This is a genomic window from Ideonella sp. P3_A4, from assembly GCF_056403075.1.
Genome location: NZ_JBFUGE010000045.1, coordinates 1 through 22,300 on the forward strand (window position 1 = coordinate 1; position 22,300 = coordinate 22,300).

Here is a 22,300-nt window from a genome sequence, read left to right on the forward strand (position 1 = left end):
CTTCTCTGCGATGCAGCTGTAGCCGCGCGAGGCGTCCTTGTTGCTGACAGTGCCGGAGCCGACGATCGCGCCGGCGCGCACGTTGCGCGTCTTGGCGATATGGGCGATCAGCTGGCCGAAGTGGAAGTTCATCTCCGGCCCGGCCTCGACCAGCCCGACCTTGCGGCCGTTCCAGGTCGATTGCAGCGTCAGGTGCACCCGGCCGCCCTGCCAGGCGTCGCCCAGCTCGTCGGGCGTCACGGCCACCGGGCTGAACGCGGTCGCCGGCTTGCTCTGGAAGAAGCCGAAGCCCTTGGCCAGCTCGGCCGGCACGAGGTTGCGCAGCGTCCAGTCGTTGACCAGCATCAGCAGGCGCACGCCTTCGAGCGCCTGGGCCGGTGAAGCGCCCATCGGCACGTCGCCGGTGACCACCGCGACCTCGGCCTCGAAGTCGATGCCCCAGTCAGCGTTGGTGAACAGCACGTCGTCGCAGGGGCCAAGGAAGTCGTCGCTGCCGCCCTGGTAGACCAGCGGGTCGCCAAGGAAGGATTCGGGCATCTCGGCACCGCGCGCCTTGCGCACCAGCTCGACATGGTTCAGGTAGGCCGAGCCGTCGGCCCACTGGTAGGCGCGCGGCAGCGGCGCCATGCACATCGCCGGGTCGAACGGGAAGGCGTGGCGGGCCTTGCCGTGGTTCAGCGTGGTGTACAGGTCCTGCAACTGCGGTGACAGGAAGTTCCAGTCGTCCAGCACCTGCTGCAGCCGGGTGGCGATGCCGTTGGCGTAGTGGGCGGTGGCGAGGTCACGCGAGACGACGACCAGCTGGCCGTCGCGCGAACCGTCCTTGTAGGTGGCGAGCTTCATGAACGTGGGCGCGGTGGGCCGCCAGGCAGAGGCGGCCGGAGTTGATGGCACCATTGTCCGATGCCCTGGCCTGCCTTCACCTTCCCTGCCCCGACGCAACTGCCCGCGCGCGCGCCGGCGGTGAACTGGCGCCGACGCGGCCAGGCCAGCGCGGTGCTGCTGTTGGTGCTGCTGGGCCATGGCTGGCTGATCGGCCCGGTGCATCAGCCGATGGGCCGCGCGCCCGAGCACACGCCGGCGATCCAGCTGGTGACCTTGCCGCCGGCCGAGGCGCCGCAGCTGTCGTCCCAGGTGGCGGCCCCCCCCGTCGACACAGCACCGCCCGCCCCACCGCCGTCCGCCGAAACACCACCGTCACCGACCACGTCCGAGCCCGCCGTGCCGCCGGACACGCCGCGGCGGCCGCCCGACGCGCCGATCGACTGGACCGCCAGCCCGCGGTCGCTAGAAGCGGTGGCAGGAACGGGGCCGACACCAGTCGACGACGCAGCTTCGGCGCCCAGCGCACCGGTGCAGGGCACCGTCGCCAGCGCGCAAGACAGCGACGACGGCGGCGGCCGGCCGCCGATCTACACCACGCAGCGGCCGGAGCAGTCGTTCAAGCTCGACTACCGTATCGAACGCGGTGACGACGCGGGCAAGGGCCAACTCAGCTACGAGCTGCGGACAGGCGGTGTCTTCAACGTTCGCTTTTCCGGCGAGGTCAACGGCAAGGCGGTGGTGGATTGGGTCTCGCGAGGCTTCTTCAATACCGCCGGCTTTGCGCCGCAGCGCATGGTCGAGCGCCACCGGGGTGTCGAGACGCGGGCGGTCAACTTCCAGCGCGAAGAGGGGGTGATCACCTTCTCCAGCTCCAGCCGTGCGTTCGCGCTTTACCCGGGTGCGCAGGACCGCACCAGCGTGCTGCTGCAGCTGGTCGCGATCGCGCAGGCCGAGCCCGGCGGGCTGCGCGCCGGTCAGCGCATCCGGATGCAGGTGGCGGGGTTGCGTGGCGCCGTCGACGAATGGAGCTTCGACGTGGTCGGCGACGAGYGGGTCGAGCCGAACGGCACGCCGATCCCGGTCGTGCACCTGCAGCGCGAACCGACGCAGCCCTACGACCAGCGTGTCGAGCTGTGGCTGGCGCGCGAGGCAGGTCACCTGCCGGTGGGCCTGCGCTTCACCCAGGTGCCCGGGCGCGGCAGCGAGGCCTACTGGCTGACCAGCCCGCTGCCGGCGGTGGCGCCAGCTTCGGCTGCCAGCGCGGGCCGTCCGTAAGCCTGGCCCAGCCCTTGAATCCGGCCGAGGTGTCTCCATTTGCCTGGCATGGGGTCTGCTTGGCCCTGCGCAGCACAAGGAGCCCCGCATGAACCTGGTCTACAACTCCGACAGCTACGCCGTGGTGCAGATCTCGCTCGATCAGGCTGACGGCACGCCCGGCGATGGCGAAGGGGCGTCGACCCACCACGCCGAAGTGCTGCGCGGCGGTTACGAGATCGTCGACAAGACGGCCAAGAAAGGCATCTTCATCGACGGCGCCCTGGCGCAACGCTTCCGCGAAGGCGTGCAGGCGCTGGCCGAAGAGCACGAACCCAGCACCGAAGAGATCGACGACTACATCGCCGGCTACACCCAGCTTGCGCAGCAGCCGCTGACCCTGCACTGATCGGCCGCGGCGTAGATCGCGAAACCGTCTCTCATGGTCAGGGCGCGCCATTTGTGCGCTGAGGCCAATCAAGGCGTACGGGCCGAGCGACGGGCCGCTCCCTAGCCGGCCCGATCCCCTCGGGGGGTCGGCCGTTGTACTCGTCGGCCGAGGGGTGCCATTTCCCGGGGCTTGCCCTCGCGCGACGGCTGCGCCAAGATCGGCGCCACTTCGACGGCGTCGGTGCGCCCTGCGCCCAGCCGCCGCCGGTGGAGGAGACGAAGTGGTCAAGCGTCTAGCCGATGCGCGCGTGGTGCTGTCGCCCGGCCTGGCCGAAGCGCCAGTGCTGGACCGGCTGTGCACGCATTTCGTGCTGACCCTGACGCTGGCCCAGGCCGGCCGGCTGAACCTGCGGCGCGACTGGGGCGGCCTGATCGGCCTGACCGGGCGCCACCTGGTCTGGCCCCTGCCGGTGCTGCACCGCCTGCGCGCCTTCCTGCAGCGCCGTTGCGGCGCCAACGAGCACTGGGCCGGCCACGAGCGCCTGACCGACGACGGCTTCATCGAGCGCCACGGCGCCTGGCACGGCCCGTACGAAGAAGGCTCGCTGTTTTTCTACATCGACGAGTACATCAAGGACGCGCCGAAAGACCTGCTGGCGATGCTGAACGCGACCGCTGATTGGCTGGAACGCGACCTGAAGAAACACGCCACGCTGGTCGAGAAGAACATCGACGCGCTGGGCCAGCTGCTGCAGCTGAACCCGGCCGAGCGCGCGCTGCTGCTGTACGGCACCTTGGCGCGCTACCAACGCGAGCTGCGCGGACTGCTGGTCGAGTTCAAGGTCTCGAACGCGCAGGAGGCGTTCGCGATGCTGGCGCGGGTGGCGCGGGTCGACGAACGCGAGGTGGCCGAGGCATTGCGCGCCGGCTCGCGGCTCGAGCGCATCGGCATGGTCGAGAACCTGATCTCGGAACACAACATCACCGACCTGGCCGACCTGATGAAAGTCAGCGAGCAGCTGCCGCCGGTGCTAATGCGCGAGTACCGCGACCCGAGCGACCTGATGGCGGTGTTCACGCGGCCGGCACCGCRCACCGAGCTGGTCACCGGCGATTTCGAATTCGTCGCCGAAGAGGTGCAAGTGCTGTGCGCGCTGCTGCGCAACGCGGTCGAGCGCAAGGCCGCCGGCGTCAACGTGCTGCTTTACGGTCCCCCCGGCACCGGCAAGACCGAGTTGGCCAAGGTCTGCGCCGAAGCGGCGGGGCTGGAGCTTTACGAAGTCGAGTACGCCGACCGCGACGGCAACTCGCTGACCGGCCGCGACCGCTACCGCTCGCTGCAGATCAGCCAGGTCTTTCTCAAGGGCGGTGCCCATGTCGCACTGCTCTTCGATGAGGTCGAGGACGTGTTCCCGGCAATCCCCAGCGACACCGCGCAGCTGATGGCGCGGCTGGATGCCGGTGACGGGGCCTCGTCGGCGAGTGTGAGCGGCAAGGCCTGGGTCAACCAAATCCTCGAAGCCAACCCGGTGCCAGTGATCTGGATCACCAACCGCATCGAGCAGATCGACCCGGCGTTCCGGCGTCGCTTCCAGTACCACCTGGAGCTGAAGTCGCCACCGCCGGGCGCGCGCGAGGCACTGGTGGCGCGCGCGCTGGCCGGCTCGGTGGTCAGCGAAGGTTTTGCTGCGCGGCTGTCGAGCCGGCGCGGGCTGACACCGGCGCAGATCCGCACCGCTGTGCGTTTTGCCGAGCTGGCCGGCCAGCCGGGCGAGGTCGAGGGCCTGATCGAGCGCCAGCTGGCGCATGCCGACCTGGCGCTGGGCAGCCTGAGCCACCGCGAGCGCGGCGCGCGGCCGAGCGTGACCCACTACGACCTCAGCCTGCTGAACGTCGAGTCGCGCTTCGGCGTGCCGCAGATCGTTGCCGCGCTGCAGCGCCGGCCGCATGGCGCGCTGTGCTTCTTCGGCCCGCCCGGCACCGGCAAATCGGCGCTGGCCGAGCACATCGCCACCAGCCTCGGCCGGACGCTGCTGGTACGCCAGGCCAGCGACATCATGAGCAAGTTCGTCGGCGAGACCGAGGCCAACATGGCCCGGATGTTCGACGAGGCCGCGACCGAGGAGGCGGTGCTGCTGCTCGACGAAGCCGACAGCTTCCTGCGCAGCCGCCGCTACGCCGAGCGCCACTACGAGGTCAGCGAGGTCAACGAGATGCTGCAGGGCATGGAGCGCTTCCCCGGCGTCTTCATCTGCACGACCAACCTGTTCGAGGACCTGGACGAGGCGGCGCTGCGCCGCTTCACCTTCAAGATCCGCTTCAAGGCGATGCAGCTGGTGCAGCGGGTTGCGATGTTCGTCGCCGAGGCACTCGGCGGCAACGCCGACAGTCTGAGCGGCGAGCAGCGCCAGCGCCTCGCTGCCCTGGACGAGCTGGCGCCGGGCGACTTTGCCGCGGTGCAGCGTCAGGTCGACGTGCTCGGCGCGCCGTTTACACCGGATGAATTCCTGGCCCAGCTGGAAAGCGAGCACAGGGTGAAACCCGAGGTACGGCACCGAAGAGCGGTGGGATTCACGCAAACTCCATGATTGTTCGGGCGCCGGCATGGCGCTACGAGCAAGCGGGCCCAATAATGCCCGCGCCCTGCCGCCCACCCCCGCGTATTTGCCCACCGCATGCCCGTGCCGTCCGCCGCCGAACTGGTCAACACCCTTGCCGCTCCCGAGCTGCACGGCCCGACCATTGCCGGCGCCGCGCTGCTGGCCGGTTTGATGTTCGGCCTGGTCGGCCACGGGCTGCGCAAGATCCGTTCGACCGACACCGTCACGGCGCTCGGCTGGTGGGGCGCCGCTTCGGTGGCCGGTGGCGCAGGCCTGTGGGCGCTGCACTACTTCGCGCTGACCGGGCTGGGTTTGCCGTGGGAAACGCATTTCCGCGGCTGGCAGATGGCCGGCAGCGGCCTGGCCGCCACGCTGGGCCTGGCTGCGGTGCTGGCCACCGCCCGCCTGCGCTGGAGCGACACCGCACGCCAGGTGCTGCAGGGCCTGGGGTTGGGGGCGCTGTGGGCAATGGTGCAGAGCCTGTCGGTCGCCAGCCTGGCCGAGCCACCCATGGCCAGCGTTGCCGGGCCGGGCTGGCCCTTGATGGCGCTGGCCGGCATTGCTGCTGCCGCGGCCGCCGCGCTGGGCCTGGCTTTCAGTCCGCGCTGGTCGGCGTTGGGGCCCTTCGGCCTGCGGCTGTTCCTGGGTGCCACCGGTTTTGCGCTGGCCTCCGGCTTGGCCCAGGCCTTGACGCTCGGCAGCCTCGGCTTCGTCGAAACCTCGCGCCCGGGCGGCGTGTTGCTGGTCGCCGTCGACGCCTTGCAGTGGGCCTGCGCCGCTGGCGCGCTGGCCTTGCTGCTGGGCCTGTTCGGGGTGCTGATCGACTCGCGCGCTTCGCACCGCAACCGCGCGCTGGCCTCGTCGCTGAGCGATGCCAACCGCCGGCTGCGCGAACAGGCGCTGACCGACCCGCTGACCAAGCTGCCGAACCGCTTGCTGTTCGAAGAGCGGCTGGCCAATGCGTTGGAGCTGGTCGACGACCCCTCCGCGCCGGCCGGCGGCACGCTGGCGGTGATGTTCATCGACCTGGACGGCTTCAAGCCGGTCAACGATTCGTTCGGCCACAGCGCCGGCGACGCGGTGCTGCGCGAGATCGGCCGCCGGCTGCAAAGCCTGGCCCGCCAGTCGGACGTGGTCGCCCGGGTCGGCGGTGATGAATTCCTGCTGCTGGCCGAGCGGCCCGGCACGCCGGCCGGCGCCGGCCACCTGGCGCAGCGGGTGCTGCAATGCCTGGCCCAGCCCTGCAAGCTTCCCAACGGCGCCGAGGTGCGGCTGTCGGGCTCGGTGGGCATCGTGATGTACCCCGAGCACGGCCCGTCGCAAAAGCTGCTGGCCCGTGCCGATGCGGCGATGTACGCCGCCAAGCGTGCCGGTGGCTCGGGCTTCGCGATCTTCGAGCCCAGCATGGAACAGGACAGCCGCGCCCAGCTGGAACTGCAGCACGAGCTGCGCGGCGCGATCGAACGCGCCGAGCTGGTGCTGTACTACCAACCCAAGATCGACGGCCGCTCGGGCCAGATCACCGGCGTCGAGGCGCTGGTGCGCTGGCAGCATCCGACCAAGGGCGTGATCTCGCCGGGGGTCTTCATCCCGATCGCCGAACGCTTCGGCCTGATCAGCGCGCTGGGCCAGTGGGTCATCGACGAGGCCTGCCGCCAGCTGCGGGTCTGGCTCGACCAGGGCCTGCGCATGCGGGTGTCGATCAACATGTCAGCCCACCAGCTGCGGCAGGAGAACCTGGTCCAGCGCATCCGCCGCTCGCTGCACGCGCACACGGTGGACCCGGCGCTGCTGACGATCGAGATCATCGAATCGGTGCTGATGGAAGACGCGGCGGTGCAGGCCTTTGCCGGCCTGGCGCAGCTGGGCGTCACGTTGTCGATCGACGACTTCGGCATCGGCTACTGCAACTTCGCGCTGCTGCGCAAGTTGCCGGTGACCCAGCTCAAGGTCGACCGCAGCCTGTTCACCGACATCCAGCACAGCTCGGACGCGCTGGCGGTCGTCGACGCGATCGTCAAGATGGCCCACGCGCTGGGCCTGCGCGTCGTGGCCGAGGGCGTCGAGACCGACGCCCAGCGCGACATGCTGCTCGCGCTGCGCTGCGATGAACTGCAGGGTTATCTGTTCGCCAAGCCGATGTCGGCCGAACGGCTGACGCTGTGGGCGATGGGTGACGAAGGCGTGCACATGGCCGACTTCCGGCCATCGATCTACGCCGCGGCACCGCAGACACTGCAATAACGCGTCACCTGAACGCCCCCGGCCTGCCGGCTGGGGCGGCACGAACGCTAACGATCAGGCTGGCTGCAGCGCCGATGTCACCTCGGGTGCCGGCAACGCTGCGGCGTCGGACTCGGCCGAGATCGACTCCGTCACGGCCGTGGGTTTCGCCTTGGCGCTTGTCTTGGCGGTGCGGCTCTTGCGCGGCTTGGTGGCTTTCGGCGGGAGCGCCTCTTCGGCCACGGCCTCCACAGCCGCGGTGGCCACCACTTCAGCCACGGCAGCCACCTCGATCACTTCAGGCTTGACCTTCTTGGCCCGTTGCTTGGTGCCTTTGGGCGACTTGGCCTTCAGCTCGGCCCGGGCAGCCAGGTAAGCCTGGGCTTCTTCTTCGCTCATGCCGAGCGTGGCAAAGACCTGGGCCACCTCGGCCAGCGAGGTGCTGTTGGTGAAGGTTCGGATCATGTGGCCGCGACGGCCGCCGAACATCAACTCGATGCGTCGGGCCCGGTGGCTGTACAGCAGCGCGTAGCGCTGCAGGCCGACGCGAAACCAGATGACGTTGCCGCCGGCGCCGTCTTTCTCGCTGACCCTGACGTGGGCCCCTGCGTTCTTGCGCCACAGGATGCCGCCAGCAATTGCCAGCAATACTTCGTTGACTTCGCCGGCGTGGTGATCCGAACGCTCGAATACGCCCAACAAATGCTCTTGCAGCTCGTCCACGCTCTTCAAAGCGATCGCCATCGACATCCCCCTGAGTGCATTGGCTCCTGACCGCTTGGCTCATGGCCCGCGGCAGGCACGTCGTCTGCCCGACTTTGCAGGTGTTACGTACGAGGCCAACACCCCTAGATTGAAGGGGAACTTAGGCGCGGCGCTTGCTCACTGCAGCCGCGAGCTGGCGCAGCACAGGTTCGGTGTCGGTCCAGCCAAGGCAAGCATCAGTGATCGACACGCCGTGCTTCAGCGATTGGCCAGGCACCAGGTCTTGCCGGCCGTCTTGCAGATGGCTTTCGACCATCACGCCGGTGATGCGCCGCTCGCCGCGGGCGATCTGCGCTGCAACGTCCGCGCCGACCTCGATCTGCTTGCGGTGCTGCTTGCTCGAGTTGGCGTGCGAGAAGTCGACCATCACTTGTTCGCGCTGGCCCGACGCACGCAGCACCGCACAAGCAGCTTCGACATCGGCCGCGCTGTAGTTCGGCTGCTTGCCGCCACGCAGGATCACGTGGCAGTCGGCGTTGCCACGGGTTTCGAAGATCGCCGCCTGGCCCATCTTGGTCATGCCCATGAAGGCATGCGAGGCGGACGCAGCCACCACTGCATCAGCTGCGACCTTGACGCCACCGTCGGTGCCGTTCTTGAAGCCGACCGGGCAGCTCAGGCCCGAGGCGAGCTGACGGTGACTCTGGCTTTCTGTGGTGCGAGCGCCAATCGCGCCCCAGGACACCAGATCGGCGATGTATTGCGGGCTCAGCAGGTCGAGGAATTCGGTGCCGGCCGGCAGGCCCAGCGCGGCCACGTCCAACAGCAATGCGCGGGCACGGCGCAGTCCTTCGTTGATGCGGAAGCTGCCGTCCAGCCGTGGGTCGTTGATGTAGCCTTTCCAGCCAACTGTCGTGCGCGGCTTTTCGAAGTAGACGCGCATCACCACCAGCAGCTCACCGCGCAACTCTTCGGCCAGCACCTTCAGGCGCTTTGCATACTCGATCGCCTGGTCGTGGTCGTGGATCGAACACGGGCCGACGACGGCGATCAAGCGATCGTCGCGGCCGCTGAGCACATCCGCCAGCTCGCGGCGCGCGTTTTCCACCAGGGCTTGCGCAGCCTCGGGCATCGGCATTTCGTCTTGCAGCAGCGCCGGCGAAATCAACGGCCGCACCGCGCCGATGCGCACGTCGTCGACACGGGTGGAATCATGGGTGGCCAGCGCATTGGCGGGCGGCATGCCGGAGGCGCCACCAACCTCGTGGTCGTGTTGCCAGTCGTCGGGTCGGTTCACGGTCTCACTCCTTGCAGCCAGGTTCGATGCTGAGGGTTTCCCAGCTGGACATCGGATTATCGGCGCCATGGGACACTGGCCAGCCCTTCACCTTTGGAGTGCAAACGATGGTGCTCGAACACGCCGACATCCGCATCGCCCCCGGCCAACAGGCGGCTTTCGAAGAGGCGATCCAGCGCGGGCTGAAGACGGTGATTTCGCGCGCGAAGGGGTTTCGGGGTGCTCAGGTACAGCGAAGTGTCGAGAGCGCCGAGCGCTACCTGCTGTTGATCCATTGGGACACGCTGGAAGACCACACGGTCGGCTTTCGCCAGGGCCCGTTGTTCGCCGAATGGCGAGCGATCGTCGGGCCGTTCTTTGCGGTGCCGCCGGTGGTCGAGCACTTTGAGCTGGCGGTCGACGTTCGCGGCTGAATTTGTCCTGCGGCGCGTGTGCCGGCCGGGTTGGGGGTACCACGCGGCCTCACGTTAAACGCTCACCCGCGCGGTATCCCCAACCCGGCAATCCACCGTGGCAGCGTGCGCCGCGCCAACACAGGAAGACGAACGCCTTGGTGTCGCGCCACGTATCAACGCAAGAAGGCGGGCTTGACTGGGCGAGCGTCTAACGATCGACCAGGCGAGTCCGCCTTCTTGCGCGTGCAGCCCGCCATCAGCGGGCCACTCATTTACTGCTTGACCGCCTCAACCTGGATGATCAGCTTGACCGCGTCCGGGAAGCCCCAGTCCAGGCCATAGCTGACGCCATATTGGCTGCGGGTGATGGTGGTTTCGAAGTCGCCGCCGCAAACCTCACGCTTGAGCATCGGGCTTTGGTAGCAGTTGAAGTTGCTGGCCTTCAGCGTGACCGGGTTGGTCTTGCCGGCCAGTGTCAGCGTGCCCGCCACTTCAGTGACCTTGTCGCCATTGAAGCTGAACTTGTCGCCGACGAACTTGGCGGTCGGGAAGGCTTCCGTCTTCAGGATCTCGGCGCTCTTCAGGTGCTTGTCGAACGGCGCGTTGCCGGTGTTGATCGAGGTGGTGTCGATCGTGATCTCGACTTTGCCGGTCTTGGCGGCGCGGTCGAGCTGAACCGTGCCTTCCTTCTTGTCGAAACGGCCGCGGTTGGTCGAGGTGCCGAAGTGGGTGATCTCGAAGGTTGCGTAAGTGTGCGACGGGTCGATCGCGTAGCTGGCGGCCTGCGCTTGAACGCCTTGGGCCATCAGCACCATCAGGGCGCCGGCGGCGGCGATCAGCGAATTCTTGTGGTTCATGCGGAAATCTCCAGGGAACGGGGTTGGAAAAGAGAGGAGGTGCAGTGGGTCAGAGCGGAGCCACGCCGGTCACGGCGAGCTTGAACTTCACCTGCACATCGTTGGCGACCATCGAGGTGTCGGCCCATTCGCCTTCACCGATCTTGAAATCGAGCCGCTTGATCAGGAACGCGCCGGTCGCGGTGGTCGTGCCACCGGCTTGGGCCAGCGCGACCGGCACCACCACGTCCTTGACGTTGCCCTTGATCGTCAGCTTGCCGGCGACTTCGAACTTGCCACCGCCCAGTGCCTTCATGCTGCTGGACTGGAACGTGGCCTGCGGGAACTTCGCAGCGTTGAACCACGCGGCCTTGGGCACTTCGGCGTCGGTCTCGGGTGAGCCGAAGCCGGCGCTGCCGGTGTCGATCGTGAAGCTGACGCTGCCGGCCTCTGGCTTCTTCGGGTCGAAGCTGATGTTGGCATCCCACTTGCGGAACTTGCCGTCGACAGGCACGCCCATCTGCTTGGAAGTGAAGCTGATCTCGCTTTGCGCCGGGACGACTTTTTGCGCCTGGGCCAGTGCGAGCGAACTGCCCAGCAGCAAGGTGGCGGTGAGTGCAATGGAACGGGTCAGTGCAGGCATGGGGTCAACCTTCGAAGAAAACGATTCAAAAAAGTTCAGCGGCCGGGGCGCATGCGGTGCAGCAGGCCGTCGCGGTCGACGAAGTGGTGCTTCAGCGCCGCACCGATGTGCATCAGCACCAATACGCCTAGCGTCCAGGCCAGCACCTCGTGGCGCTCCTTCATCACCTCGGCCAGGGCCTTGTCGGGCGAGACGAAATCGGGCAGCGGGATCACGCCGAACCAGACCACCGGGAAGCCGGCCGCCGAGCTGTAGGCCCAGCCGGCCAGCGGCACCAGGAAGAACAGTGCATACAGCGCCCAGTGCGTTAGGTGGGCCATGCGCTGCTGCCAGCGCGGGCCGGGCACATCGGGCGGCGGGCGGTGCGTCAAACGCCACAGCAGACGCAGGGCCGACAGCGCCAGGATCGTGATGCCGGCCCATTTGTGCCAGTTGAAGAGTTTCAGCCGCGTCGGCGACATCGACAGGTCGCTCATGTACCAGCCGACGCTGAAGCTGACGCTGATCATCAACGCCAGCAGCCAGTGAAAGCCGATGGCCACGCCGGTGTAGCGCTGGCGGGTCGAAGGGGTGGCGGTGGTGTTCATCGTGGTCGCAAGTGTGGCGAGGCCGAACCGGCCAGCGGTTCAGCACGATTGAGGCGGCATTTCAGTTTTGCTGAATGAGGAATCGGCCGCCGAGGGATCACGGGGGCGGCGGGTCGAACCGTGCAGCGCGTTCAGGCGCCACCAGCAAGGCGCCGAACGCGGCCGCCAAGGGCTGTGCTTCCCCCGCCGGCAGCAGTTGGTGCCGCAAAGCGAAGTCCAAGGTTGCAAGTGCCGCGTCGGTGGTCATTTCACCGTCGGCAGCGCGTTGCAAGGCGTTGGCGATCGGTAACAGCTGGTGCTCGGCGACCTCACCGTCCTGGTTCTGCGGCACCCGGCCTGGCGGCAGGCCCAAGTCGTAGACGAACAACCACTCGTGCTGCCAGCCTTCGGGGATGTCGCAGGCCAGCTCGATCACGCGGCCGGCCGTCAAGCCGCCCAGCTCGTGCGGGTGCAGGCCGGCTTCTTCCCAGGCTTCGCGGCAGACCGCCTGGCGTGGCGTCTGGCCGTGCGGCACGCCGGAGCCGACCAGGTTGTCGAGCCGGCCGGGGTCGGTCGGCTTGTTCCAGGCACGACGCGCGATCCACAGCTGCGCCGGTCGCCCACTGGCGTCGGCGACATAACCGTTGATGTGAGCGCCAAGCGTCTGCGCGCCCCAGAAACGCGACGAGGCGCGCTCGATCACTGCAGCCAAGGCACCGTCTTCATTCCACAGCGCAAAAGGCTCGTCGCGCCAGGCACGGATCAGGCCCTCGGCACGCAGCGCGGCGTTGACCTCGGCGAAGACAACCTCGCGCTCGGTGGACGGCACGTTCATGACCCACGCGCCATCGGTCGCCTGGTGGAACCACTGCGGCCAGACTGAGAGCGCGAGCGCGCCCGCGGCGTCGATCGAGCCCGTGCGCCGGCCGTCGATCAAGAACGGCGCTCGTGGGCCACGCTCGCTGCGGCGAGCGGCTGCCAGGCAGTCCCAGGTGTTCATCGGTTGGCCGCCCACAAATTCAGCGCCAGGCCGGCCATCACCAGGCCGGCGGCGCCCAGCTTCCAGGCCGGCAAGGCCTCGCCAAACACGATGGCCGAAGCGCCCATGCCGAACACCGGCACCAGCAACGCGGCCGGCGTGACCGTGGCGGGCGGATGGCGCGCAAGCAGCCAGTTCCACGCGCCGTAGCCGAACAAGGTATTGCCCACCGCCTGCCACGCGACAGTGGCCCAGGCCGCGGCGCTGGCGGCGCTCGCCACCGTCACCAGGTGCTCGGCGCCGCCTTCGAAAACGATGGTCATCAACAGCAGCGGCGGCAAAGCGAACAGGCTGGACCAGACCATGAAGCCCAGTGCATCCACCTTGCCGGCACCGCGCGCCACCAGGTTGGCAAGCGACCAGCAGAACGCTGCCGACAGCACCAGGCCCATGCCGAGCAGACTGATGCCGGCGCCCCCCAGGTGGGCCTGCCAGCCGATCCAGCCGATGCCGGTCAGCGCCAACCCGAAAGCGCCGAGTTGCAGCGGCTTGACCCGCTGGCCGGCCATCACGATCGTGAAGAAGACCTGGGCCTGCACCACCAGCGACGCCAGGCCGGGCGAAATGTCGGCCTTCATCGCGAGGAACAGCAGGCCGAACTGGCCGGCGCCGAGCAGCACGCCAAAGGCCACCAGACGCCACCACGGCGTGGCCGGCCGACGGATGAACAGCATGAAGGGCAAGGACGACAGACCGAAGCGCAACGTCGCCAGCAGGAACGGCGGCAGCTCGGCCAGCCCCCACTTGATGACCACGAAGTTGGTGCCCCAGACGGCCACAACGGCCAGGGCGAGCGCAAGGTGGGTGAAGGGCATGGGGCGGCAGTGTAGGCAGACGCACCAGCCCGCGCTGGCCGCGGGGCATCCTCCACAATCCGACCGATGAGCACCTCCTTGTTGAGAATGACCGATGAGGCTTTTGCGCGCTTCAACGAAGCCGCGATCGCCGACTATGCCGACGAAAACGTGGCCTCGGGCCGGTGGCCAACAGAAGGCGCATTGGAGCGCTCGCGGCAAGAGCACGAGCGCCTGCTGCCGCAAGGCCTGGCCACGCCGAACCAGCACCTGTTCACGATCCGCGACGATGCGCTGGACGCCGAGGTCGGCGTGCTGTGGCTGTCGGTGACCGAGCATCCGGGCAGCCGCTCCGGCTTCATCTACGACGTGGCGATCGACCCGCCGCATCGCCGGCGCGGCCATGCCCGGGCGGCCTTTGTCGCGCTGGAAGCGGTGGCGCGTGAGCTGGGGCTGGACGACATCGGCCTGCATGTCTTTGCCCACAACGAAGCTGCCCAGGCGCTGTACCGCGCGCTGGGCTACCAGACGACGGGCATCAACATGCGCAAGCGCATCACGCCATGACGCGCGCGTGGCGGCTGGGCCCGGGCGACCGCGAAGTCGCGCGCGAGCTGTTCGGAACGATGGCCGATGTCTTCGGCGAGCCGCATCAAGGCCGTGACGACGCAGCGCTCGACGAGCTGCTGGCCGGCCCGGACTTCTGGGCGCTGGCCGCGGCGGACGATGCTGGCCGGTTGCTCGGTGGCCTGACCGCCCACTGCCTGCCAATGACCCACCAGCCCGACTCGGCGCTGTTCATCTACGACATTGCAGTACGACCGGACTCGCAGCGCCAAGGCGCCGGCCGGGCGCTCGTGGCCATGCTGCGAACGCTGGCTGCGCAGCAAGGCATCACCGATGTCTTCGTCGCCGCTGACAACGAAGACCAGCACGCGCTGGACTTCTACCGCGCCCTCGGCGGCAAGGCCACCGCGGTCACGATGTTCGACTTCGGCGGCGGCTGAACCACAGCGTCAGATCGTCATCGGGTCGACATCGACCGCCCAGCGCACGATGCCCTTGTGCTGCGCACGCAGTGCCGGCAAGCCCGCGACCCAGTGCGCCAGCAGACGCTGCAGCGCGGCGCGCGAGCCGGACTCGACCAGCATCTGGCGCCGCTCGTGCCCAGCCACGCGAGCCACATGCGGCGGCACCGGCGCATACAGGCTGATCTGCTCGGCCAAGCCTAGCTCGCCGGCCAGCGCCTGCGCCTCATCACGCGCGGCGCGCAGGAAACCTTCGGCCACCGCCGCGTCTCGCGCTTCGGCGCGCAGCAGGGCCAGGTGAGAAAACGGTGGTAGGCCAGCCATCTCGCGCTCGCGCAACTGGCTGCCAGCGAAGCGCGTGTAGTCGTGAGCCTTCAGCGCCGCGAACAGTGGATGGCTCGGGTTGGCGGTCTGGACCCACATCTCGCTTTGCTTCGCGACCTCGGCCGCGCGGCCAGCGCGGCCAGCCGCCTGCATCAGCGTCGCGAACAGACGCTCGGGTGCGCGGAAGTCGGCAGTGAACAGCGCGCCATCGGGGTCGACCGCGGCCACCAGCGTGACGCGGCGAAAGTCGTGGCCCTTGGTGACCATCTGCGTGCCGACCAGCACGTCGACTTCACCGGCGTGCACCGCCGCCAACTGCTGCTCCAGCGTGCCCTTCAATCGTGTCGTGTCTGCATCGATGCGTGCGACACGAGCGTTAGGCAACAACGCGCTGACCTGCTCTTCGAGCTTCTCGGTGCCACGGCCGACCGGCTGGATGTCCAGGTTGCCGCACTCGGGGCAGGCGCGCGGCACCCGCTCGGTGAAGGCGCAGTGGTGGCAGCGCAGCGTGCGGTCGAGCTTGTGGAAGACACGCCAGGCGCTGCAGTGCGGGCAGGCGCTTTTCCAGTCGCAGGCGGTGCAATGCAGCACCGGCGCAAAGCCGCGCCGGTTCAGGAACAGCAGGCTTTGCTCGCCCCGCGCGACACGGGCCTCTACCGCCGCCCTCAAGGCCGGCGCCAAGACCATCGGCGGCTCGCCGGGCCCCGGGCGCACCTGTTGCGTCATGTCGATCACCTGCACGCTGGGCAGCGGGCCCTGCCCCACGCGCTCGGCCATCGTCAACAGGCGGTAGCGGCCGGTCTGCGCGTGGTGCCAGCTTTCGAGCGACGGCGTGGCCGAGCCGAGCACGACCGGTGCGTTCTCGAGCCGGCCGCGGTAAACGGCCAGGTCGCGCGCCGAGTAACGCGCGCCGTCTTGCTGCTTGTAGCTCGGGTCGTGTTCTTCGTCGACGACGATCAGGCCCAGCCGTGGCAGCGGGCAGAAGATGGCCAGCCGCGTGCCCAGCACCAGCTCGGCCTGGCCGCGGTGCGCCGCCAGCCAGTTCGCCAGCCGCTGCGCCGGCGTCAACGCGCTGTGCAGCGACACCAGCCGGCGGCCCGGGAAGCGCGCGGCGAAACGCTCTTCCAGCTGCGGCGTCAGGTTGATCTCGGGCACCAGCACCAGCGCCTGCTTGCCGGCGGCCAGGGCGGCCTCGGCCAGGCGCAGATAGACCTCGGTCTTGCCGCTGCCGGTGACGCCGTGCAGCAGGTGGCAAGCTGGTTCGGCCGATTCGAGAGTGGCCAACACCGCGGCCTGTTCGGTGGTCAACACAGGACGCACCGGCGCCGGCGCGGGTGCAGCCTCGGCCACCGCCTTGGCGAGCCGCTTGTCCTGCAGCCGCATGCGCTTGGCGAGGCCCGCATCGTCGAGCTTGCGCAGCTCGGGCGGCAGCACCGCCAGCGCCACCTCGCCGACCGCGCGCTGGTAGTAACGGGCGCTGAATTCCACGAGCCGGCACCAGGCGCTGGGCAGCGGCGGCAGGCTTCCTAGCACTTCGGCGATCGGCTTGAGGGCAAAGCCTTCAGCGTCGTCTTGGTCTTTCGCGTCGGGCGCCGAAGACCTTTCCGGCCCCGGCCAGACGATACCGGGAACGTCGCGCCGGCCCAAAGGCACACGCACCAGCGTGCCCGGCGCGAGCGGTTGCTCACTCTCGTAGTCCAGTGTGTCGCCCAGGCCCGCATGGGCCGGGGTTTCGACCGCCACCCGAAGCCGATTCATGCGACGCCGGCCGTTTGCCTGCTCAATCGACACGTATCTAAGAGCAACAGATCAACAGTGGCGCTTAAGTTCATGATTCAAAAGACCTTTCAGACTTGCCCACCGTTCCTGTGGATAACATTGTGGGAAAGCTGCGGTCGGGCGTGCTAAATGCTTGATGCGCCATGCACCGGCTTGGGTTGCCCGTTTCTGAGGCAGGTCCTAAAAATTCTTTCTAATCAAACACTTGCCACGAATCGCCGCGATTTTGATGGTTTTATGACGCGACCCATAGCGGTGATCTGTCGCACCCTGGGTTTTGGGGATAAGTCAAGCCCTTAGCGGACACTCACCCGGTGAAACCCCCATACCACATCACAAGGGCGCAGGCGTATGGGAGCGTTTCCGCAACAGCCGCGAGTGGCTGTGAACCGCCTCAACCAGCGCCGATACGTGCTCCGGCGGGGTGTATTGGCTGATGCCATGGCCGAGGTTGAAGACGTGGCCGTCCCAAGTCCCATCGGCGCGCTGCGGCGGGCCGAAGTTGTCGAGCACGCGCCGGGCTTCTGTCGCCACCACCTCGGGCGGCGCGAACAGCACGTTCGGGTCCAGATTGCCCTGCAAGGCCACCTGATGGCCCACCCGTGCGCGCGCCTGGCTCAGATTGACCGTCCAGTCCAGGCCCACCACGTCGGCGCCGCTGGCGGCGATTTCATCCAGCCACAGGCCGCCGCCTTTGGTGAAGACGATGGCCGGGATGCGCTGGCCCTCGTGTTCGCGCTTCAGCTGCGCCAACACCCGCTTTGTGTAGGCAAGCGAGAACTGTTGGAACGCGCCATCGGCCAGCACGCCGCCCCAGCTGTCAAAGACCATCACGGCCTGCGCGCCAGCGTCGATCTGCGCGTTCAGGTAGGCGGCCACCGCGTCGGCGTTGACGGCCAGGATGTGGTGCATCAGGTCGGGCCGGCTGTACAGCAGACCCTTGACCAGGCGGTAGTCGTCGGAGCCTGCCCCTTCAACCATGTAGCAGGCCAGCGTCCACGGGCTGCCGGAGAAGCCGATCAGCGGCACGCGGCCGTTCAATGCACGGCGGATCGACGTAACCGCGTCGAAGACGTACTGCAACTTGCCCAAGTCCGGCGCCACCAGTGCCCGGATCGCGGTTTCTTCGCGCAGCGGGTGGGCGAAGCGCGGGCCTTCGCCTTGCGCAAAGCTCAAGCCCAGGCCCATCGCGTCAGGCACGGTCAGGATGTCGGAGAACAGGATCGCCGCGTCCAGCGGGTAACGCTCCAGCGGCTGCAGTGTCACCTCGGTGGCAAAGTCGCGGTTGGTGGCCAAGCCCATGAAGCTACCGGCCTTGGCGCGGGTGGCGCAGTATTCAGGCAGGTAACGGCCGGCCTGGCGCATCAGCCACAGCGGCGTATGGTCGGTGGGTTGACGCCAGCAGGCGCGCAGGAAGTTGTCGTTCTGGAGCGGGGCAAACATAGGCACGATTATCGGCGCCGCCCCAGCGGCGGCGCTTGACTCGGCGCAGGCTGCCCCCATCTTCTGCCCGCGGGTAATATGCCCGCGCCTTGGGCCACCTACGGAGCCTTGCCGGATGAACCTCTTTTCCCGCCCCTTGTTCGCCGCTGCGGCCATCGCCACCACGCTTGCCTTGACGGGCTGCGGCTACAACGACTTCCAACGCCAGGACGAGCAGGTCAAGGCCGGCTGGTCCGAGGTGCTGAACCAGTACCAGCGCCGCGCGGACCTGGTGCCGAACCTGGTCGCCACGGTCAAGGGCGAAGCCAATTTCGAGCAGGAAACGCTGACCAAGGTGGTCGAGGCGCGCGCCAAGGCGACCTCGATTCAGGCCACGCCCGAGTTGATCAACAACCCTGAGGCGTTCCAGAAGTTTCAGGCTGCGCAAGGGGAGCTCACCAGCGCACTGAGCCGGCTGATGGTCGTCAGCGAGCGCTACCCGGACCTGAAAGCCAACCAGGGCTTCCAGGACCTGCGTGTGCAGCTGGAGGGCACCGAGAACCGCATCACCGTGGCGCGCAACAAGTACATCAAGACGGTGCAGGACTACAACGTGCTCGCGCGCAGCTTCCCGACCAACCTGACCGCGATGATGTTCAGCTACACGGTCAAACCCACGTTCACGGTCGAGAACGAGAAGGCCATCTCGGCGCCGCCAACGGTCAGCTTTGACAAGGCCGCTCCGGCCGCGCCGGCAGCGTCGAAATAGGCACCGGGTTGCAGCACATGCAACGCCGTGAGTCTGGCGACGGTGTGCGCCGACTCCAAGCCTGGGCGGCGCAGCTGCTGTTGGCCATCTTCGCGTCGCTCTGGTGGGGCGCGCCGGTCGTGGCGCAGGAGCTGCAGCCGATTCCCGCGCTGGCGGCCCGTGTCACCGACACCACCAGCACGCTGAACGCGAAACAGAGCGACGCGCTCGAGGCCAAGCTCGCCACGTTCGAGCGCGAAGCCGGCACGCAGATCGTCGTGCTGATCGTTGCGACAACCCAGCCGGAAGACATCGCGGCCTACGCCTACCGCGTGGCCGACCAGTGGAAGGTCGGCCGCCGAGAAATTGGCGACGGCCTGCTGGTGCTGGTGGCCAAGGATGACAGGCGCGTGCGCATCGAGGTGGCCAAGGCGCTCGAAGGCGCGGTGCCCGACCTGGCCGCCAAGCAGATCATCGACAACGCGATCCGGCCGGCGTTCAAGGCCGGGGACTACGCTGGCGGGCTGAATGCCGCGATCGACCAGCTCGCCGCGCGGGTGCGCGGCGAAGCCCTGCCGGCGCCTGACGCGAAAGCCCGCCGGCCGCACAGCAGCGGCGGCTTCGGTGGTGCGGGCTGGGACCAGCTCGCGCTGTTCTTCTTCATCGGCGTGCCAATCATCGGCGCGGTGCTGACTGGCATCTTCGGCCGCAAGCTGGGCGGCCTGGCCACCGGCGGCGCGGCCGGTGGGCTGGCCTGGCTGTTCGGTGCACCGATGTTGCTGGCGGGCGTGGCAGGCGCAGTCGCGTTGTTGCTGGTGGGCGTGCTGGGCATTGGTTCGGCTGCGCGCCGCGGCATGGGTGTGCGCGGCGGCCATGGCATGCCGGTCATCTGGGGCGGCGGCGGTGGTGGTGGTAGCTGGGGTGGTGGTGGCAGCGACAGTGGCGGCGGTTTTTCGTCCGGCGGTGGCGGCGACTTCGGTGGCGGCGGCGCCTCGGGGGATTGGTGATGACCAGCGACACCCAAAGCGGCAAACGTTCATGGCCGGCGCGCATCGCGCGGCTGCTCAAGCACCGTTGGTGGGACGAAGCCGATGCGCGCCGCGTGCTGCCGAGCGACGCGCTGGACCGCCTGCAGGCGCGCGTCGCCGACAGCGAGCGTGGGCATTCGGGCGAGATCCGGGTCTGCGTCGAGGCTGGGCTGCCGCTGTCGTACCTCTGGCGTGATGCCAGTGCGCGCGAACGGGCGGTCGCGATGTTCGGCAAGCTGCGGGTCTGGGACACCGAAGCCAACAACGGTGTCTTGATCTACCTGCTGCTCGCTGAGCACGCGATCGAGTTGGTAGTCGACCGTGGGCTGGCCCACCATGTCGACGAGGCGCGCTGGCGTGCGCTGGTCGGCAGCCTGGGTGAAGCCCTGCGCGCCGGCCGCTTTGAAGAAGGCCTGATGCAGACCATCGCCGAAGTCGACGACCTGCTGCGCCGGCACTTCCCGCTCGCCGGCGACGCGGCCACCAACCCGAACGAACTGCCCGATCGCCCGCACCTGCTGTAGTGCTACGGGCTCACCGCGCGCACCACGTCTGTCAACAGCGCCCCCCTAGCTTGCGCTTCGCCCCTAGATCGGGGGGCTGTCGCAATCGCCGGCAGCGCCTACAAACCTGTCATGCACGCCCACCCGCACCTTCCACAGGCCCTGGGCCTCGATTCAGGTGCTCGATGAACCTGCAGGCCCGCGTCCACCGCCGATTGCATAAGCATCGGTCCAACGGGACCGGCCATGCCGGGCTCGCACGCGACAGCCATGTCGCCGGCGCACATGACAGCCATGTCGCCATCGCACCGGTCCATGCCGCGCCCCGTCACGACCATCACACTGATTCCCCGCACGAATTGCTGCTGGGCTATTTGAGCGCTGGCGAAGAAGTGCCCGCGCGGTTCCCCACCGGCTCGGCCGACTGGGCGGCGCTGCAGGCCGCGGCGCAAGCACTGATGCACAACGGTGAACCGCTGCGCCTGGGCGTTCGCGCCGGCGAACTGGCGCAGCGGGTGCGTTGGTTCCGCCGCCTGTTGGCGCTGTGGCCGACGGTCGAGCGCGAGCATTGGCTGAGCGAGCAATTGACCGAGGGGCAGCGTCATCCACTGGCGGCTTCGCCGCTGCATGACGAACTGGACCCGCGCCTGTTCGACCCCGCGTTGAGCCACGAGCAACGGCTGGGCTTGCAGGCCTTGTGGCTGGCCGTGGTGGCCCCCGGCGCGGTCAGCCTGGACGCGGTCCGGCGCGAACGTGATCTCGCCGAGGCGCAGGCCTTGCTGCAGCGCTGGCTGGGCCGCTTGCCAAGCACGGCGGCTGCCGTCTGAGCCTCGACGGGCTCATGGCTTCGGCCAAGGGCGCAGCGGCTTCACCGGGCCTTTGAAACTTTCCTGGCGCGGCGCGCCGTCCAGCGGCGGAAACTCCAGCACCGCCGGCGGCACCGCGGTGTCGGGCAGGTGGTCCAGCAGATGGCGGATCAGCGTCAGCCGGCCGCGCCGCTGGTCGTTGAAGTCGACCAGCACCCACGGCGCCTGCTTGGTGTGGGTGGCCTTCAGCATCGCGTCGCGCGCCCGGCCGTAGTCGGCATAGTGCTCGCGTGCCTTCAGGTCGATCGGCGACAGCTTCCAGCGCTTCAGCGGGTCGACCAGCCGTTCTGCGAAACGCTCCTCCTGCAGCGCCTGGTCAACCGTCAGCCAGTACTTGAACAGCAGGATGCCGTCGTCGACCAGCATCTGCTCGAACACCGGCGCCTGCTTCAGGAAGGCCTGCGCTTCGTCCTCGGAGCAGAAACCCATGACCCGCTCGACGCCGGCGCGGTTGTACCAACTGCGGTCGAACAACACCATCTCGCCGGCCGCCGGCAACCACGGAACATAGCGCTGGAAGTACCACTGCGTGCGTTCACGATCGGTCGGCTTGGCCAGCGCCACTGCGCGCACCTGACGCGGGCTGAGCGTGCCGGTGATGGCCGAGATCACGCCGCCCTTGCCGGCCGTGTCGCGCCCTTCGACCACCACCACCAGGCGCTTGCCGCTGCACTGCAGCCAGCGCGCCATGTTGTTCAGCTCGACCTCGAGCTTGGCCAGCTCGTCCGCGTAGGCGGCCTTGCTGAGCTTGTTGTTGCTCTGCATGGCTTTTTCCTCACGTGGCTTGCCGGCCGCTTTGGGCTTGTCGGTCTTTGTCTTGTTCTTGGCCATGCGACGCTCCGGCAACAGGGTGCGACCGATTGTGGCCCGGGCCGATCACAGCCATGAAAAAACCCGCCGGGTGACGTGCACCGGGCGGGTTTCTTGCGCGAACACTGAGCGGGTCAGCGGCTCTTGCGCAGCTTCTGGATCGCGGCGATCTGGGCGGCCATTGCGGCGAACTCGCCCTGGGCCTTGGCGAAGTCGATGTCGCTC

General features: G+C 68.1%; 22 protein-coding genes. 11 read left to right on the forward strand and 11 right to left on the reverse strand.

Features of this window, described 5'->3' with window-relative positions; genetic code table 11:
- The coding region (locus AC1DYI_RS07410; RefSeq protein WP_477203444.1) for a fumarylacetoacetate hydrolase family protein at positions 1 to 843 on the reverse strand (843 nt) is incomplete at its 3' end.
- A 60-nt stretch (positions 844 to 903) separates the two neighbouring features.
- On the opposite strand from AC1DYI_RS07410, the gene AC1DYI_RS07415 reads away from it, so the two are divergent.
- The 4 genes from AC1DYI_RS07415 to AC1DYI_RS07430 all read left to right on the forward strand — a co-directional run bounded on the left by AC1DYI_RS07415 (position 904) and on the right by AC1DYI_RS07430 (position 7,313).
- Positions 904 to 2,100, forward strand: coding sequence for a DUF3108 domain-containing protein (locus AC1DYI_RS07415; RefSeq protein ID WP_477203445.1), 1,197 nt, complete (start codon positions 904 to 906; stop codon positions 2,098 to 2,100).
- A gap of 88 nt (positions 2,101 to 2,188) precedes the next feature.
- Complete coding sequence (locus AC1DYI_RS07420; protein WP_477203446.1) at positions 2,189 to 2,488, forward strand: BTH_I0359 family protein; 300 nt, start codon at positions 2,189 to 2,191, stop codon at positions 2,486 to 2,488.
- Between the two features lie 262 nt (positions 2,489 to 2,750).
- Positions 2,751 to 5,057 (forward strand): ATP-binding protein, encoded by a 2,307-nt coding sequence (locus tag AC1DYI_RS07425; protein ID WP_477203447.1) that lies wholly within the window; start codon positions 2,751 to 2,753, stop codon positions 5,055 to 5,057.
- A gap of 87 nt (positions 5,058 to 5,144) precedes the next feature.
- The gene (locus AC1DYI_RS07430) at positions 5,145 to 7,313 is read left to right on the forward strand and encodes a putative bifunctional diguanylate cyclase/phosphodiesterase (protein ID WP_477203448.1); all 2,169 of its coding nucleotides are present in this window, start codon (positions 5,145 to 5,147) and stop codon (positions 7,311 to 7,313) included.
- A 54-nt stretch (positions 7,314 to 7,367) separates the two neighbouring features.
- Here the strand turns inward: AC1DYI_RS07430 and AC1DYI_RS07435 are convergent, their stop codons facing one another.
- Positions 7,368 to 8,036: a hypothetical protein gene (locus AC1DYI_RS07435; protein ID WP_477203449.1), complete on the reverse strand. Its 669-nt coding sequence runs from the start codon at positions 8,034 to 8,036 to the stop codon at positions 7,368 to 7,370.
- A gap of 121 nt (positions 8,037 to 8,157) precedes the next feature.
- Positions 8,158 to 9,294: a 3-deoxy-7-phosphoheptulonate synthase gene (locus AC1DYI_RS07440; protein ID WP_477203450.1), complete on the reverse strand. Its 1,137-nt coding sequence runs from the start codon at positions 9,292 to 9,294 to the stop codon at positions 8,158 to 8,160.
- A gap of 107 nt (positions 9,295 to 9,401) precedes the next feature.
- Between AC1DYI_RS07440 and AC1DYI_RS07445 the strand changes: the two genes are divergently transcribed.
- Entirely contained in the window at positions 9,402 to 9,707 is a 306-nt protein-coding gene (locus AC1DYI_RS07445) for an antibiotic biosynthesis monooxygenase family protein (protein ID WP_477203465.1), read from the forward strand.
- A gap of 254 nt (positions 9,708 to 9,961) precedes the next feature.
- Here the strand turns inward: AC1DYI_RS07445 and AC1DYI_RS07450 are convergent, their stop codons facing one another.
- The 5 genes from AC1DYI_RS07450 to AC1DYI_RS07470 all read right to left on the reverse strand — a co-directional run bounded on the left by AC1DYI_RS07450 (position 9,962) and on the right by AC1DYI_RS07470 (position 13,588).
- Positions 9,962 to 10,546, reverse strand: coding sequence for a YceI family protein (locus tag AC1DYI_RS07450; protein ID WP_477203451.1), 585 nt, complete (start codon positions 10,544 to 10,546; stop codon positions 9,962 to 9,964).
- A gap of 49 nt (positions 10,547 to 10,595) precedes the next feature.
- Positions 10,596 to 11,168, reverse strand: coding sequence for a YceI family protein (locus tag AC1DYI_RS07455; protein WP_477203452.1), 573 nt, complete (start codon positions 11,166 to 11,168; stop codon positions 10,596 to 10,598).
- A 35-nt stretch (positions 11,169 to 11,203) separates the two neighbouring features.
- Complete coding sequence (locus AC1DYI_RS07460; protein WP_477203453.1) at positions 11,204 to 11,755, reverse strand: cytochrome b; 552 nt, start codon at positions 11,753 to 11,755, stop codon at positions 11,204 to 11,206.
- A gap of 97 nt (positions 11,756 to 11,852) precedes the next feature.
- Complete coding sequence (locus AC1DYI_RS07465) at positions 11,853 to 12,734, reverse strand: NUDIX hydrolase (protein ID WP_477203454.1); 882 nt, start codon at positions 12,732 to 12,734, stop codon at positions 11,853 to 11,855.
- Entirely contained in the window at positions 12,731 to 13,588 is an 858-nt protein-coding gene (locus AC1DYI_RS07470; RefSeq protein WP_477203455.1) for an EamA family transporter, read from the reverse strand. Before AC1DYI_RS07470 ends, AC1DYI_RS07465 begins: the two co-directional genes overlap by 4 nt.
- Positions 13,589 to 13,654: 66 nt before the next feature.
- Between AC1DYI_RS07470 and AC1DYI_RS07475 the strand changes: the two genes are divergently transcribed.
- Complete coding sequence (locus tag AC1DYI_RS07475; RefSeq protein WP_477203456.1) at positions 13,655 to 14,134, forward strand: GNAT family N-acetyltransferase; 480 nt, start codon at positions 13,655 to 13,657, stop codon at positions 14,132 to 14,134.
- On the forward strand, positions 14,131 to 14,574 hold the full coding sequence (locus AC1DYI_RS07480) for a GNAT family N-acetyltransferase (RefSeq protein WP_477203457.1): 444 nt from the start codon (positions 14,131 to 14,133) through the stop codon (positions 14,572 to 14,574). The genes AC1DYI_RS07475 and AC1DYI_RS07480 overlap by 4 nt, the downstream gene beginning before the upstream one ends.
- Positions 14,575 to 14,583: 9 nt before the next feature.
- On the opposite strand, the gene AC1DYI_RS07485 is transcribed toward AC1DYI_RS07480, so the two are convergent.
- Positions 14,584 to 16,677: a primosomal protein N' gene (locus AC1DYI_RS07485; RefSeq protein WP_477203458.1), complete on the reverse strand. Its 2,094-nt coding sequence runs from the start codon at positions 16,675 to 16,677 to the stop codon at positions 14,584 to 14,586.
- Positions 16,678 to 17,031: 354 nt separating this feature from the next.
- On the reverse strand, positions 17,032 to 18,141 hold the full coding sequence (hemE, locus tag AC1DYI_RS07490) for a uroporphyrinogen decarboxylase (RefSeq protein ID WP_477203459.1): 1,110 nt from the start codon (positions 18,139 to 18,141) through the stop codon (positions 17,032 to 17,034).
- Between the two features lie 115 nt (positions 18,142 to 18,256).
- Here hemE and AC1DYI_RS07495 point away from each other — a divergent pair, with 115 nt between their 5' ends.
- From AC1DYI_RS07495 to AC1DYI_RS07510, 4 genes are all read left to right on the forward strand, one after another.
- Positions 18,257 to 18,889, forward strand: coding sequence for a LemA family protein (locus AC1DYI_RS07495; RefSeq protein ID WP_477203460.1), 633 nt, complete (start codon positions 18,257 to 18,259; stop codon positions 18,887 to 18,889).
- A gap of 17 nt (positions 18,890 to 18,906) precedes the next feature.
- The gene (locus tag AC1DYI_RS07500; protein WP_477203461.1) at positions 18,907 to 19,875 is read left to right on the forward strand and encodes a TPM domain-containing protein; all 969 of its coding nucleotides are present in this window, start codon (positions 18,907 to 18,909) and stop codon (positions 19,873 to 19,875) included.
- Positions 19,875 to 20,420, forward strand: coding sequence for a TPM domain-containing protein (locus AC1DYI_RS07505; RefSeq protein ID WP_477203462.1), 546 nt, complete (start codon positions 19,875 to 19,877; stop codon positions 20,418 to 20,420). The genes AC1DYI_RS07500 and AC1DYI_RS07505 overlap by 1 nt, the downstream gene beginning before the upstream one ends.
- A gap of 338 nt (positions 20,421 to 20,758) precedes the next feature.
- On the forward strand, positions 20,759 to 21,226 hold the full coding sequence (locus AC1DYI_RS07510; protein ID WP_477203463.1) for a hypothetical protein: 468 nt from the start codon (positions 20,759 to 20,761) through the stop codon (positions 21,224 to 21,226).
- A 12-nt stretch (positions 21,227 to 21,238) separates the two neighbouring features.
- Here the strand turns inward: AC1DYI_RS07510 and ppk2 are convergent, their stop codons facing one another.
- Positions 21,239 to 22,096 carry a polyphosphate kinase 2 gene (gene ppk2 / locus AC1DYI_RS07515; RefSeq protein WP_477203464.1) on the reverse strand — a complete coding sequence of 286 codons (858 nt, stop codon included), beginning with the start codon at positions 22,094 to 22,096 and terminating at the stop codon, positions 21,239 to 21,241.
- Positions 22,097 to 22,300 lie beyond the last annotated feature (204 nt).

Bases quoted from the DNA above. Each gene is read 5' to 3' on its own strand.
- AC1DYI_RS07495 (WP_477203460.1), top strand. From the start codon at position 18,257: ATGAACCTCTTTTCCCGCCCCTTGTTCGCCGCTGCGGCCATCGCCACC.
- AC1DYI_RS07480 (WP_477203457.1), top strand. From the start codon at position 14,131: ATGACGCGCGCGTGGCGGCTGGGCCCGGGCGACCGCGAAGTCGCGCGC.
- AC1DYI_RS07475 (WP_477203456.1), top strand. From the start codon at position 13,655: ATGAGCACCTCCTTGTTGAGAATGACCGATGAGGCTTTTGCGCGCTTC.
- AC1DYI_RS07460 (WP_477203453.1), bottom strand. From the start codon at position 11,755: ATGAACACCACCGCCACCCCTTCGACCCGCCAGCGCTACACCGGCGTG.
- AC1DYI_RS07450 (WP_477203451.1), bottom strand. From the start codon at position 10,546: ATGAACCACAAGAATTCGCTGATCGCCGCCGCCGGCGCCCTGATGGTG.
- AC1DYI_RS07445 (WP_477203465.1), top strand. From the start codon at position 9,402: ATGGTGCTCGAACACGCCGACATCCGCATCGCCCCCGGCCAACAGGCG.
- AC1DYI_RS07485 (WP_477203458.1), bottom strand. From the start codon at position 16,677: ATGAATCGGCTTCGGGTGGCGGTCGAAACCCCGGCCCATGCGGGCCTG.
- AC1DYI_RS07470 (WP_477203455.1), bottom strand. From the start codon at position 13,588: ATGCCCTTCACCCACCTTGCGCTCGCCCTGGCCGTTGTGGCCGTCTGG.
- AC1DYI_RS07455 (WP_477203452.1), bottom strand. From the start codon at position 11,168: ATGCCTGCACTGACCCGTTCCATTGCACTCACCGCCACCTTGCTGCTG.
- AC1DYI_RS07420 (WP_477203446.1), top strand. From the start codon at position 2,189: ATGAACCTGGTCTACAACTCCGACAGCTACGCCGTGGTGCAGATCTCG.
- hemE (WP_477203459.1), bottom strand. From the start codon at position 18,141: ATGTTTGCCCCGCTCCAGAACGACAACTTCCTGCGCGCCTGCTGGCGT.
- AC1DYI_RS07465 (WP_477203454.1), bottom strand. From the start codon at position 12,734: ATGAACACCTGGGACTGCCTGGCAGCCGCTCGCCGCAGCGAGCGTGGC.
- AC1DYI_RS07435 (WP_477203449.1), bottom strand. From the start codon at position 8,036: ATGGCGATCGCTTTGAAGAGCGTGGACGAGCTGCAAGAGCATTTGTTG.
- AC1DYI_RS07505 (WP_477203462.1), top strand. From the start codon at position 19,875: ATGACCAGCGACACCCAAAGCGGCAAACGTTCATGGCCGGCGCGCATC.
- AC1DYI_RS07430 (WP_477203448.1), top strand. From the start codon at position 5,145: ATGCCCGTGCCGTCCGCCGCCGAACTGGTCAACACCCTTGCCGCTCCC.
- AC1DYI_RS07500 (WP_477203461.1), top strand. From the start codon at position 18,907: ATGCAACGCCGTGAGTCTGGCGACGGTGTGCGCCGACTCCAAGCCTGG.
- ppk2 (WP_477203464.1), bottom strand. From the start codon at position 22,096: ATGGCCAAGAACAAGACAAAGACCGACAAGCCCAAAGCGGCCGGCAAG.